General features: G+C 36.8%; 13 protein-coding genes and 1 other annotated feature. Of the genes, 1 reads left to right on the forward strand and 12 read right to left on the reverse strand.

Annotated elements, in window-relative coordinates:
• Positions 1 to 3: 3 nt before the first annotated feature.
• From ACM5BR_RS16445 to ACM5BR_RS16460, 4 genes are all read right to left on the reverse strand, one after another.
• The gene (locus ACM5BR_RS16445; RefSeq protein WP_416829115.1) at positions 4 to 672 is read right to left on the reverse strand and encodes a response regulator transcription factor; all 669 of its coding nucleotides are present in this window, start codon (positions 670 to 672) and stop codon (positions 4 to 6) included.
• Between the two features lie 474 nt (positions 673 to 1,146).
• The gene (locus tag ACM5BR_RS16450) at positions 1,147 to 1,443 is read right to left on the reverse strand and encodes a rhodanese-like domain-containing protein (RefSeq protein WP_416829116.1); all 297 of its coding nucleotides are present in this window, start codon (positions 1,441 to 1,443) and stop codon (positions 1,147 to 1,149) included.
• Positions 1,444 to 1,469: 26 nt separating this feature from the next.
• On the reverse strand, positions 1,470 to 1,838 hold the full coding sequence (locus ACM5BR_RS16455; RefSeq protein ID WP_416829117.1) for a rhodanese-like domain-containing protein: 369 nt from the start codon (positions 1,836 to 1,838) through the stop codon (positions 1,470 to 1,472).
• Positions 1,839 to 1,967: 129 nt separating this feature from the next.
• Positions 1,968 to 2,858: a LysR family transcriptional regulator gene (locus ACM5BR_RS16460; RefSeq protein WP_416829118.1), complete on the reverse strand. Its 891-nt coding sequence runs from the start codon at positions 2,856 to 2,858 to the stop codon at positions 1,968 to 1,970.
• Positions 2,859 to 2,982: 124 nt separating this feature from the next.
• On the opposite strand from ACM5BR_RS16460, the gene ACM5BR_RS16465 reads away from it, so the two are divergent.
• Positions 2,983 to 4,011 carry a YeiH family protein gene (locus tag ACM5BR_RS16465; protein ID WP_416829119.1) on the forward strand — a complete coding sequence of 343 codons (1,029 nt, stop codon included), beginning with the start codon at positions 2,983 to 2,985 and terminating at the stop codon, positions 4,009 to 4,011.
• 58 nt (positions 4,012 to 4,069) lie between these two features.
• Here ACM5BR_RS16465 and ACM5BR_RS16470 read toward each other — a convergent pair whose 3' ends face one another.
• The 8 genes from ACM5BR_RS16470 to ACM5BR_RS16505 all read right to left on the reverse strand — a co-directional run bounded on the left by ACM5BR_RS16470 (position 4,070) and on the right by ACM5BR_RS16505 (position 12,602).
• Positions 4,070 to 5,407, reverse strand: a complete 1,338-nt coding sequence (locus ACM5BR_RS16470) for an amino acid permease (RefSeq protein WP_416829120.1) — start codon at positions 5,405 to 5,407, stop codon at positions 4,070 to 4,072.
• 143 nt (positions 5,408 to 5,550) lie between these two features.
• Positions 5,551 to 5,759: a binding site (T-box leader), on the reverse strand.
• 232 nt (positions 5,760 to 5,991) lie between these two features.
• Positions 5,992 to 7,083 carry a nitric oxide synthase oxygenase gene (locus ACM5BR_RS16475; protein ID WP_416829121.1) on the reverse strand — a complete coding sequence of 364 codons (1,092 nt, stop codon included), beginning with the start codon at positions 7,081 to 7,083 and terminating at the stop codon, positions 5,992 to 5,994.
• Positions 7,084 to 7,198: 115 nt separating this feature from the next.
• A complete protein-coding gene (locus ACM5BR_RS16480) occupies positions 7,199 to 8,113 on the reverse strand; it encodes a ketopantoate reductase family protein (protein ID WP_416829122.1) in 915 nt (304 codons plus the stop codon).
• A gap of 198 nt (positions 8,114 to 8,311) precedes the next feature.
• A complete protein-coding gene (locus ACM5BR_RS16485) occupies positions 8,312 to 8,959 on the reverse strand; it encodes a TVP38/TMEM64 family protein (protein WP_416829123.1) in 648 nt (215 codons plus the stop codon).
• 205 nt (positions 8,960 to 9,164) lie between these two features.
• Positions 9,165 to 9,968 carry a phosphonate ABC transporter, permease protein PhnE gene (phnE, locus tag ACM5BR_RS16490; RefSeq protein ID WP_416829124.1) on the reverse strand — a complete coding sequence of 268 codons (804 nt, stop codon included), beginning with the start codon at positions 9,966 to 9,968 and terminating at the stop codon, positions 9,165 to 9,167.
• On the reverse strand, positions 9,965 to 10,759 hold the full coding sequence (gene phnE, locus ACM5BR_RS16495; RefSeq protein WP_416829125.1) for a phosphonate ABC transporter, permease protein PhnE: 795 nt from the start codon (positions 10,757 to 10,759) through the stop codon (positions 9,965 to 9,967). The genes phnE (ACM5BR_RS16490) and phnE (ACM5BR_RS16495) overlap by 4 nt, the downstream gene beginning before the upstream one ends.
• Complete coding sequence (gene phnC / locus ACM5BR_RS16500) at positions 10,756 to 11,529, reverse strand: phosphonate ABC transporter ATP-binding protein (RefSeq protein ID WP_416829126.1); 774 nt, start codon at positions 11,527 to 11,529, stop codon at positions 10,756 to 10,758. The genes phnE (ACM5BR_RS16495) and phnC overlap by 4 nt, the downstream gene beginning before the upstream one ends.
• Positions 11,530 to 11,663: 134 nt before the next feature.
• Positions 11,664 to 12,602: a phosphate/phosphite/phosphonate ABC transporter substrate-binding protein gene (locus tag ACM5BR_RS16505; RefSeq protein WP_416829127.1), complete on the reverse strand. Its 939-nt coding sequence runs from the start codon at positions 12,600 to 12,602 to the stop codon at positions 11,664 to 11,666.
• Positions 12,603 to 12,695: the final 93 nt, after the last annotated feature.

Here is a 12,695-nt window from a genome sequence, read left to right on the forward strand (position 1 = left end):
TGATTACTCCTTTAACATATATCCGACTCCACGAATCGTCTTAATATCATTGTGATATCCAAATGGCTCCAATTTTTTTCGTAAATGATGGACAAATACTTCTACAATCGCTATCGTCGTATCCGAGTCAAATCCCCATACACGATCGTATATTTGCTCTTTCGTCAAAATGACTCCTTTGTTTTGAATCAAATATTCAAGAAGCTCATACTGTTTAAATGTTAATTTAATTTCTTGACCGTTAACAGCAACGCTTTTTTCCTTACTAAATAATTCAATTCCTTTATAAACAAGAGTTTGTGTCATGGTAAGGCTGCCGCTTCGTCTTAATAAAGCTCTTATACGTGCCATGAGTTCCGGCGCTTGAAATGGTTTAACTAAGTAATCGTCAGCGCCAAAGTCCAAGCCTTTAACACGATCCTCTAATGAATCTCTTGCTGTTAAAAACAATACCGGAGTAAGAATATCTTCATTACGTAAACGTTGAATAATTTCAAATCCATTCATACCTGGCAGCATCACATCTAACAAGATGAGGTCATAAATATTTTGGCAAGCTAAATAAAATCCATCCTCACCATTGGATGCACTATCCGTTTCAAATTCGTTACTAACTAGTTCAACAATCGATTGCAATAAAGCAATATTATCCTCAACAACTAATAGACGCATTCTATTCTCTCCTTATAATCCTGTTAAAAAGTATAGTGATTACACCTTTCTAATTATATACATAATTAGAAACTAACTCTTATTACATACCTAGTAACCTGATCTTTATTTTTTCACATTTACTCTATTTTATAAGAATTCTAGTGAAAGTGTATATACGGTACGAAAGCGAATAAAAACCTGTTGAAACCGCTGTTCAAATCGTTCCTTTCATATACAGTAGAGAATAGAATAGATACTATTGGAACCATTTTAACTTACATTCAGTATTACTTTCCAGTCGTAATTTTGAAAAAATTTGACAGATTCATTATGAAATAAAAGGCTTAATTTTCCCTTAAGAAACCTATCGAACAATATTTAAAGTGTTTCCTTCATTACATAACAAAACAAGCCAAGATAGTAGCATCCTGACTTGTTATTTATTATAGAAAATAAGTCTTGTCTCACTTAGTGCTTACTGGGAGTTTCTCTTTATTCTATAGGTCCTTCCCATGCAAGCATACCGCCTGTCATATTTGTCGCATTGAAGCCATAGCTTTCAAGCATATTTGTTGCCATGCTGCTACGTCCACCCGAATGACATACGACAACGTATTCTGTATTTTTATTTAATTCGTTTAAGCGAAACTCTAATAGTCCAAGAGGAATATTAACTGCGCTGCTAATTTTCCCTTGTGCAACCTCTGATACTTCACGTACGTCAATAATATTTAATTTCTCTCCATTTTGAAGCTTTGTTGCTACTTCTTTCGCTGAAATTTGTTTCATTCTTCATACACTCCCTTTTCCATGTATTATCTCCAAGCACTCATACCACCAACAACATTTGTAATATTTTGGAATCCTTGTTTTTTTAATAGCTTTGCTGCTTGTTTACTTCTCATGCCGCTTTGACAAATCACGATTACTTCTTGATCTTTTTTTAAGCTACTCGATTTCTGTACTAGCTGATTTAATGGAATATTCTTAAACCCATGAATATGATTTCCTTTAAATTCTCCCGGTGTACGCACATCAATATACTGCTTGTCTCGTTTTCCAAGCTCATTTTTTAATGTACTTGTCGTAATGTTCTTAATCCCTTTTGCTGGTATGAAGCGCTGAGCAAGAAGCCAAACTGCTAAAACTACTAATACAATAGTAATAATTGTATTTGTACTCATGTTTTTCTACCTCACTTTATAGAGTTTTCATAATAGGTGATTATTCATATACCTTTTACATACCTTATGGGGTATATATTAAAATGCTTCATCCTTTTTGTCAACTTTTATTCCTTTTTAACACGAAAGCTAATGAGCAAGAGCAAAATGTTCCATTTTCTTAATAAATATTTCGGCTGCTTTCGTAAGTGGATCCTGTTTTTTTCGAACAAATGAAAACGGCCGATATATCCGTTTGTTTGGAAGAGACAACACTTGTAATTCACCTGCTTCTAACTCTTTTCGCACCGTCCATTTTGATAGCAATGCGATTCCTAAGCCTTCCTTTACAGCTTCTTTTACTCCTTGAATACTACTAAAAATAAAATGACGCTTCATATTTAGATGCATTTCTTCTATAAATACATCACTATATGTTCTAGTTCCCGATCCTTTTTCTCTTAGAATCCAAACTTGATCTTGCAATAGAGTAGGTTGTAGTGATTGATAGTTTGATAAAGGATGATGAATAGGCGCGACAATTATCATTTCATCTTGCATAAATGGAATTACTTCGACATCAGTATGAGTAGTTTTTCCTTCGATTAATCCGATATCATGTTGATTTGTTTCTACTCCCTTTATCACTTCTTTCGTATTCGATATAATGACTTGAATATCTACCTGAGGGTATTGCTTCGCATAATCAGCAAGTACCTTTGGAAGAATATATTCTCCAATTGTAAAACTAACACCTATTCGCAATGTTCCGGTTACAACATGCAGCAACTGATGTATTTCTTGCTTTGCATTTTCATAATGGTCAAGGATACGTTTTGCATGATGATATAAAATTTTTCCCGCTTCCGTGACTTGCACGTATTTCGGAGTACGATGTATAAGTTTCGTACCAAATTCACTTTCTAAATTACGAATGATTAAACTAACACTTGGCTGTGATACGTGTAATTTTTCTGCAGCATGAGAAAAGTTTTTCAACTCTACAACGGTAACAAATACTTCTAAAATATCTACTTTCATTGCACACCCTCCTTTTCTATATTTTATTATACGATTTTTTAATGACTACAATAAAAAATATATATTTTATTAATGATTGATTTCCGGTTACAGTTAACATAGAACTTATATAGGAGTGATAATCGTGCAGCATATAGAACGGAATAAAAAAGTCTATGAATTTATACTAGGTGTGGTATTAACTTTAATCATAGCAATTGCAGCAAAATATATTGCATATCTGCCTTTTTTCAAAATAATGGGGCAACTTGTTATTGCCATTCTTCTAGGTATCTTGTTTAACGCGTTTGTTGAGGTTCCTCCTCTAATAAGAGAGGGTACTTCTTTTTCAAGTAAAAAGCTTCTGCGTTTGGGGATTATTTTACTTGGGATGAGACTAAATTTAATCGATATTTACCATGCTGGTTCAGCTGTTTTTTTCCTTGTCATTATACAACTTATTTTTACACTTGTTGTCGTTTATAGTCTCTCACGGTTATTTCATGTAGATAGAAATCTGGCCATCTTAACAGCCTGCGGTACAGCTATATGCGGGGCAGCAGCTGTTGTCGCAATTGCACCGCAAATACAAGCAAAAGATGACGAGACAGCAGTAGGTGCTGCTACAGTCGCTATTCTCGGAACTATTTTTACATTACTTTATACTACTCTCTATCCTTTTCTAGGTTTATCACCGCATGGATACGGAATTTTTGCAGGATCAACACTCCATGAGATTGCTCACGTCATTGCTGCAGCTGCCGTTGGTGGAAACCAATCAGTAGATATTGCTGTTATTGTAAAATTAACGAGAGTTGCTCTCCTTACTCCCGTAGCTATTATAATTGGTATATGGATGAATAAAACCAATCCTTCTCAAACAGAAGATGGCAACAACCCGATGTTAAAATCATTTCCTATTCCTTGGTTTATTATCGGTTTCTTAGCCATGAGCTGTATCCATTCATTAGGAATTATACCTCAATCCATTGCAAATGATCTTGTAAACATCGCATATATGTTACTTGCTATGGCAATGGCTGGCCTTGGATTAAATGTTTCATTACGAACCTTCCGAAAGCTAGGACTTCCTTCGTTTGCAGCTGGGTTAATTGGTTCCATCCTGCTATCATTACTCGGGTATGGATTACTGCATGTATTTCATTTAACATAAGAATTTGCAATACAAAAAAGCAGAGCTTGTAATCTAGCTCTGCTTTTCTCATTGATTTCTATTCCCTATGCTTTTTTTGAAACATAGAAGCAATAGTCAGTACGAATACGATTCCTATTGAAACAATAGCACTTAATCGATTTTGTGCACTAAGCATAAACGCAATAAAGCTTATACTTAATATAATAGCTGTAATCAGCGGAATGTAAGGATATCCCCAGACAAGAAAATTAGGCTTTCTTTCATACGTTTTACGAAGCTTAATTTCTGCTAAACAGATTGCAATCCATAATATAGAAACAGTAAATCCTGGAATAGCCATTAGATAACTAAATATTTGATCCGGAGAGATATAGGCAATGAGCGATCCGCCAATCAGGATTACAGCAGCAAACAATAAGCTATAGACAGGCACACCCTTTTTAGAAACATAGGAGAACACTTGCGGTGCTTCGCCTTCGGTTGCTAAGGAATGCAGCATTCTTGTTGAACCGTAAATGCCAGAATTAGCAGCAGATAAAACAGCAGTAATTAAAATAAAATTCATAACGTGGGCCCCGCTATTAAAGCCAGCCGTAGCCAACACTTGAACGAATGGGCTCGACTGCTGTGAAATCGTATTCCAAGGAATCAAACCACAAATAATTAAAATTGGCAATGTGTAAAACAAGATGATACGACCAATTACTCCTTTAATTATTTTCGGAAGTACCTGCTCTGCATTCTTTGTTTCTGTCACAGTAAGACCTACAAGCTCCGTCCCACCATAGGAGAAAATAACAATAATAAGTGCTGAAAATATACCTGACCATCCATGAGGAAAGAATCCTTGATGTGCAGTAAAGTTTTGCATGTAATGAGTTTCATGACTAGGAATAATACCAAATAAAATACCTGCACCTAAAAAGATAAATACGATAATCATAACAATCTTTAACCCTGCAAACCAAAACTCGAACTCGCCGTAATTTTTTACATTGAGTGTATTAATTCCAATAATAAAAACAGCACAAGCTACACTTAGCAACCAGAGTGGAATGGAAGGAAACCAATATTGCAGAAAACTTCCTGCAGCTATCACTTCAATTATACAAACGATAAGCCACATTAACGCATAGAGCCAGCCAATAACATAAGAAACCTTGCCTCCAAAGGCTTCTCGGATAAATCCTTTCATATTCATTCCTGGTAATGCAATTGCCATTTCGGCGATTGCACTCATAACCACTAGTAATAACAGCCCGGCAAATATATAGGAAAAAATAACTGCTGGACCTGCAACGGAAATAGTTTCCGAAGTACCTTTAAAAATACCTGTTCCAATTGCCCCACCTAACGCCATTAAACGAACATGCCTTGGCAATAAATTCTTCTGCAGCTTCGTTTCTGAAGACATGTTTTCTCCTCCTTTTTACACAAATTGAAATTTTCTGAAAATAAGAATTTTCTTTACCTATCCTTTCTTCAACGCAAGGCTTCTCTTCTGCCTTCCTACTGCCAATAAATAACTGAATAAAAAAATCCCCTACCGTATGTATCAGTAGGGACAATTTTATCGCGGTACCACCCTAGTTGCAGACTAACATCCGCCGCTCATTTCTTGTAACAGTTTAACCGGCTTTTTTCACAAATTATGAAAAAAGATGCTCCTAGCGTGTAATTTACACCCATCTTTGTACTGATTTCTACCGACCATCAGCTCTCTATAACAGGGAAAAATGCTGCTGTGTGCCCTTCAACACATATGTTATTCATTTATATGAGTATAATAAATGAAATTATAAACGTAAGATTTTCCCCTGTCAATCATGCATGCTAACCTTAATCGATTCCTTCTCTAACAAACATTTCTGCGGGAATCCCTTGTGAAAAGGGACTTATCTCGCTAGTAAAGAATATATCATGCATTGCACGCGTACACGCTGTATATGGATGATAAAAGGTAAGGGGCCCCCATTCTTCCTTTGGGAACCCCTTCTTTTATGCGTACGGTTTATCTTGATAGGAATACTTAGGTGATACAATATCATTTGAATAGGATTTATGAAAGATATGCGTAGCTGCTGGAGAAACAGGAGGAATGAGCCATGTCCAATCTCCCTTGACATCTCTATTTGCCGCGCTTTCTCCACTTTCAAAAAGCTGAAATTGTGCTGCAGCTGTGTGATGGTCCACGATACTAACTCCTTTTTCTTTAAAGGAATGAAGTACCGCGATATTAAGTTCAACTAGTGCTTTATCTTTCCATAGAGTTGCCTGTCTAGACATATCAAGGCCAAACAAAGAAGCTACTTTCGGCAGCATATTATAACGAGTTTCATCTGCTAAATTTCGTGCTCCAATTTCCGTTTCCATATACCAGCCATTAAACGGAGCAGCTGTATAGGTAATGCCTCCTATTTCAAGCTTCATTTCGCTAATTATCGGAACTGCATACCAACAAAGCTGCAATTCAGCAAATGATTGTAACTCTGGATGCACAATCGGTACCTCAAGTACTAGCTCACGAGGAAGGTTGTACCAAACTGGCATCTTGCTACCGACTTGTATGACAAGCGGCAATATGTCAAAATGAGTTCGCTCTCCGCGCCACCCAAGTTCTTCGCAAACACGAGTAAAAGCGATAGATGCTGGATCACCAATCGTTCCATTTTCCGTTTCATAACCCGCATAACGAATAAGCTGATGATTCCAAATCCGCACATGATCCTGGTCATTCTCTTGTTGCTGAAATATCGTGATAGTTGGACGAATTTTCCCATCATTCGTTGCATATGTAATATGTTCTAATAGGGCATCAAATATTTCATCTTCTTTTTGCAGCTTCCTCTTATCAAAAACAGTTAATGTATTCCAAAACAAACGCCCGATGCAACGGTTGCTATTACGCCATGCCATTCTAGCTCCATGTTCCAACTCTTCAAACGTATGCTCATAAGTACCGTACTCATTTATCCTCTGCTCTATTTCACGTAACCGTATTTCACGTTCTTCGATTGATTTGTTCAGTTCTGTATAACAGGCTGTAATAAATTGTTCTGCTTCTTGAAAAAGTCTATGCTTCGTATACACGGGATCCTCCTTCATGTTGCATGTCTTTACTTAATCCGTGATGGAAGGGCAATAACACTTCAACTTCAAGGCATAATAGAAACCCTGCGTGCGCACCCTGGATAAACTACAGAGTTTACTCCATATCTTTCTCATACAACTTCAGATTTACATATACGCTTTGTAAAGTAGGTGCTGACAAACCATGCTCTTCTGCTAGCGTTAGCAAATACCCTTGTAGTGCTTCTACCTCTACGGATAAACCCTTTTCCATATCTCGCAACATAGAAGACTTCATATCATAGTCCATTTCTCCCATTGTTTGCATTTGTTTTTCTTCAATATTATCTATAATAGGAGCTTGTATTGTTCGCATGATTTGTGCTGTTTCCTTTAATAAGCTTTCAATCAATTGTATCCCTCTATTCACATCTCGTATCGGACCAATTGACTTTTGAAATAAAGTAGTGACTCCTGAAAAAGTAGTAATAAACAAATATTTATGCCACATGTCACGGATAATATTATTACTTACTTTTATCATAGCACGAGTATCTTGAAATGCCTTCTCTATATTATGAATTCTCTCTGTCCTTTCTCCATTCCATTCACCAAATACAAATTGATGAATCGGACTCGTTTGCATGACATCACCTTCATTCGACAAAGTAGATTCAATAAAACATAATCCACCGATTACTGATTCCTTCGAAAAGGCACTCGTCAACATATCAATATGCCCCATGCCATTTAGCATTGGAATGATGACGGTTTCCTTATGTACATATGGCTTGATGTCTTGTATGGTTTGCTCTAAATGGTAGGCCTTTATTCCGATAAGAACGACATCAAAGGACCCTGGCTCTCCTGCTACGATTAATTTGGGCTGAATGATTGTATCTCCGTGGATGCTTTTTACTCGCAATCCTCTTGCTTGCAATTGTTCTTTTCTTTTTTCACGAACTAAAAACGTCACATCTTCTCCCTTTTCAGCTAATCTTGCTCCAAAATATCCACCTACTGCTCCAGCACCTACCACTAAAAATTTCACCTTTCCATCCCCCTTATGAAAATGCAATATCCTTCAGATGATTAATAATCATAGAAAAACATATATACTACTATACTCTTAGCAACATTATACGGATGGAAGATATAGGATACAACCAAAAAGAGAGATAAACATAGGCTGTTTACCTCTCTTTCTAACTTATTATCCATCTCTTCTTATACTATTTCTTAACCTATTTTATTTTTTAATCTTCTTATAGAAAAATGGAATGATCAAAACGAATCCATATAAAGCTATAGCAATTACAAATTGTATACTCCATATGTTACGAAGGGAATTACCAACAAAATTAGCAACAAAAATTCCAGGGATAATGCCGATATAGGTTGCAGCTATGTAATCACGAGGTTTTACATTTGAAAATCCCAACCCATAATTAATGCTATCAAACGGAATGAATGGGATCAAACGAATATAGAGCACAACACGAAATCCGTTATTCTCAATTTTTTCACTTATATCTTGTCTTCTATGTTTTTGCAAAAACGTTTTTATCTTTTCGTTTTTTATTTTTCTAGTAATATAGAATGCAAGCACAGCGCTATTGCCTGCTCCAATAATATTTAAGATGGCACCTGTAACAGCACCAAATGTATAACCCCCAAACATTGTAAGAGGCAGCATAGGGATAAAGAAAATCGGACGTATCGTAAAAGCTGCTATAAAAATCAGCATGCCTAATATTCCTTCTCGCCTTATCCAATGACTAAGATAATCCAAATCTATTTTAGATAGGATGCCTGTATTATAGGTAACGAACAGGCAGAGGATCACAAACAACCCAAGCAAAATATAAGCTTTATTTTCTTTCCAGTACTGCTTCAAGTGAGTTGCTCCTCTCTATTCTACAATCCTATCAGAATAGGTTACCATTTCCATAATACCGACTTTACAATAAAAAATAAACTCCTAACAAAATAACGATTTTGTTAGGAGCGATATGCATTTATAACGTTCCATCAATGAAAGTCTTACTACCTAAAAGTAGCCGGAAGACTAGCGTCTGCCAGTCCTTAAGGAAAGAATACATTTACACAAATTTTCTTCTAATATACCCTGATATCCAATCAATGAAAGTTACCATAATAATAATACCAAGTAAAATGATACCGACACGCGACCAATTACGTGAGCTAAGAGCAAAGATGAGAGGCGTACCGATACCACCCGCACCAATTACCCCTAGTATCGCAGCAGAACGAACATTGATTTCAAAGCGATACAATGTATAGGATAGAAGGTCAGGCAATACTTGTGGCAGCACCGCATACCAAAGCACTTGAATTTTATTGGCACCCGTCGCGATAAGAGCTTCGGTAGGACCTAAATCCATATTTTCAATAGACTCGGAGAATAGTTTTCCCAGCATACCAATTGAATGCAATCCAAGTGCTAAAACTCCCGCAAAGGAGCCTGGTCCTACGGCCTTTATGAATAAAAGTGCCATAACGATTTCTGGAAACGTGCGAACGAAGCTAAGTACAAATTTACCCGATCCAGAGATAACCTTTCCTTTGCTCATATTGGTAGCTGCCCAAAATGCAAACGGTACACACAAGATACTTGAAATAAATGTTCCTAACACTGCAATAGCTAGTGTGTCAATTAATCCATGAACTAAGTCCTCTCCATCAGGAAGCAGCACATAGCTCCAATCCGGATGAAAAATGCCTGACAGGATTGAAGTAGTAACCCTTGCTGCTGTCGGTTTAATTCCATGAATCGGCATTCCCGAAAATGCCCAAATATAAATAAGAATTAGCAAGGCAGCAATAAGCCAACGATATAAACTTATTTTTCTAGGTTTTTGTATCATTTTCGTATTCGTAATCATAGTAGTTTCTCCCGTAAGCTAGTACTAACGTAATCAATGAGTAACACGATGACTAACGTATAAATAATAATAGAAGAGGTTTGTTGATATTGTAAAAATCCTAATGTTTGCTCATAGTACAATCCAATTCCTCCTGCCCCTACTAAACCTAAAACAGCAGCCGCCCGAACATTTACTTCAAACGTATACAGAACGAAGGAAATAAATTGCACTGTAATTTGCGGAATGATTGCATAGAAAATCCATTGAATTTTATTTGCTCCTACCGCTGTCATTGCCTCTAACGGACCTTTATCAATTGCTTCAATTGCTTCATATAACAGCTTAGCAATTAATCCTGTCGAAAAAACGGTAAGAGCGAAAATACCAGGCAACGCTCCAATCCCGAAAATTGCCACGAAAATCGCCGCCAGCAGGATATCCGGAACTGTACGAATTAGATTTAAGAGAAACCGAACAGGTCCGTATACGAAGGGAGATGGAACAATATTATTTGCTGAGAATAAAGCAAATGGAATAGCAAGAATAGCGCCAAACGTAGTTCCAAGAATAGCCATACGTATCGTATCTAGCATGGCATTTGTTACCTTTGCAAAGTAATTCCAATCAGGCGGTACCATCTGCTTTAGTAAATCCATAATATTCGGTAATCCCTCTGCGAGCTTTGAAAAGGAAGCATCCACTTGCTTTCCACTTGCTAAAAACAAGGCTAGTAACAAAATTGCCGTGAAGATATGCTTTAGCTTACTTGGAGGAGTTGGCATTTTTACTTTCGAAGCTCCGTCACTCATTTGGCAACCTCTCCTAACAGCTCATCTTTATTAATTGGACGACCATATATTTCAGCGAATACATCATCTGTAGCTTCCTCTACAGGACCATCAAAAACGATTTCTCCTGCACGCAAGCCAATAATTCTCGTTGCATATTCCCTTGCTAAATCAATAAAATGTAAGTTCACAATCGTTGTTATACCAAGTTCTTGATTAATTCGCTTTAAGTCATCCATAACTTGCTTTGTCGTAAGCGGATCAAGTGAAGCTACCGGTTCATCTGCTAGGATAACCTTAGCCTCTTGTGCAAGAGCTCTAGCAATTGAAACACGCTGTTGCTGCCCACCAGATAATTCATCCGCACGCGAATATGCCTTTTCTAAAATATTTACACGGTCAAGAGCATGCAAAGCCAACTCAACATCTTGCTTTGGAAACAAACCAAACACCGTACGTAATGTCGAATGATAGCCAACACGACCCGATAATACATTCCGTAATACAGAAGAACGTTTTACAAGATTAAAGCTTTGGAAGATCATGCCGATATCACGGCGAATATGGCGAAGCTCCTTGCCCTTTGCTGCTGTAATAGATTTCCCATCAATTTTGATGTCACCAGTAGTAATTTCATGCAGACGGTTTATCGAACGTAATAGCGTTGATTTACCTGCTCCAGAAAGTCCTACAATGACGACAAATTCTCCTTTATGAATTGTACAATTCAGCTTATTTAATCCAATTGTTCCGTTCGGATATACTTTCGAAACATCATGAAACTCAATCACATACGTAACCTACCTTCTGTTAAATATGAAAGAATTGTGTATGGCATAACTAGAAAAAAGGCTAACCATATTGCATATCAAAATGACATACAATATGGCTGGCCACTTTTCCCTGATTTACATACGTTTTATCATTATTTTGTTTTTACTTTTGTATTGTACTCGCGCACGATATTAAATTTGCTGTCATCTGATTTCACATATCCTTCATGTGAATAAATATCTCTGATAATTTTTTGGCTTTCTGGATCTTTACCAAGATCAATAAATGCCTGTTGGATTTTTTCTACCCAAGCTTGATCCATGTCAGAACGAACAGAAACGGTATCATTCGGGATTTTTTCTGTAAACTTAATAATTTTTGTTTGATCAAATACTTGCGGATAATCTTTTTTCACTGTATTACGTGCATCTTGGAACACAACTGCTGCATCTACATCTCCATTTAATAAAGAAATAATAGCTTGGTCATGACCTTTTAACGTTACAGGTTGTACATCTTTTAACGGGTCGATTCCTGCATCTTGAAGAACAGCTGCAGGCCATACATAGCCAGCTGAAGATGTTACGTTTTGATATCCAATCTTCTTGCCCTTCAAGTCTTTAATATCATTAATAGGGGAATCCTTTTTCACAAGAAATTCTGATTTATAGTAGTCTACTAAATCTTTTGTTGGTTGACCTGTTGTATCATCAACACCATAGCGTAGTGCTTGCAAAGCTACGTTTGCTGCTTTCTTATCATGAGCTAATACATAAGCAGTTGGTGGTAAAAACCCAACATCTACTTGTTTGGATGCCATTGCTTCAATAATCGTGTTATAATCAGTTGAAACGCTTACTTTTACTGGAATTCCCAGCTTATCACCTAATAATTTTTCTAATGGCTTTGCCTTTGCTTCAAGTGTATCAGCACTTTGTGATGGTACGAATTGAACTGTTAAGGACTTTGGAACATAACCTTGTTGTGCTGGTTTTGTACTGGCTGTACTCGTATCTTTTGTTCCGCAGCCTGCTAGAATACCTGCCGTTAGTGCAAGAGATGCCCCAATTGCAAAAACCTTTTTGAACATGTTGTAACCCCCATTTTTTACTATTTTTAGATTTTCATAGTCACAAGCAGAAATATATCACAGAATTTCCATTTAAATCTAAAATCCACAATA

Origin of the sequence: Ectobacillus polymachus, assembly GCF_048159605.1 — a bacterium.
GTDB lineage: Bacteria > Bacillota > Bacilli > Bacillales > Bacillaceae_G > Ectobacillus > Ectobacillus polymachus.

Bases quoted from the DNA above. Each gene is read 5' to 3' on its own strand.
- ACM5BR_RS16445 (WP_416829115.1), bottom strand. From the start codon at position 672: ATGCGTCTATTAGTTGTTGAGGATAATATTGCTTTATTGCAATCGATT.
- ACM5BR_RS16450 (WP_416829116.1), bottom strand. From the start codon at position 1,443: ATGAAACAAATTTCAGCGAAAGAAGTAGCAACAAAGCTTCAAAATGGA.
- ACM5BR_RS16455 (WP_416829117.1), bottom strand. From the start codon at position 1,838: ATGAGTACAAATACAATTATTACTATTGTATTAGTAGTTTTAGCAGTT.
- ACM5BR_RS16460 (WP_416829118.1), bottom strand. From the start codon at position 2,858: ATGAAAGTAGATATTTTAGAAGTATTTGTTACCGTTGTAGAGTTGAAA.
- ACM5BR_RS16470 (WP_416829120.1), bottom strand. From the start codon at position 5,407: ATGTCTTCAGAAACGAAGCTGCAGAAGAATTTATTGCCAAGGCATGTT.
- phnE (WP_416829124.1), bottom strand. From the start codon at position 9,968: ATGATTACGAATACGAAAATGATACAAAAACCTAGAAAAATAAGTTTA.
- phnE (WP_416829125.1), bottom strand. From the start codon at position 10,759: ATGAGTGACGGAGCTTCGAAAGTAAAAATGCCAACTCCTCCAAGTAAG.
- ACM5BR_RS16505 (WP_416829127.1), bottom strand. From the start codon at position 12,602: ATGTTCAAAAAGGTTTTTGCAATTGGGGCATCTCTTGCACTAACGGCA.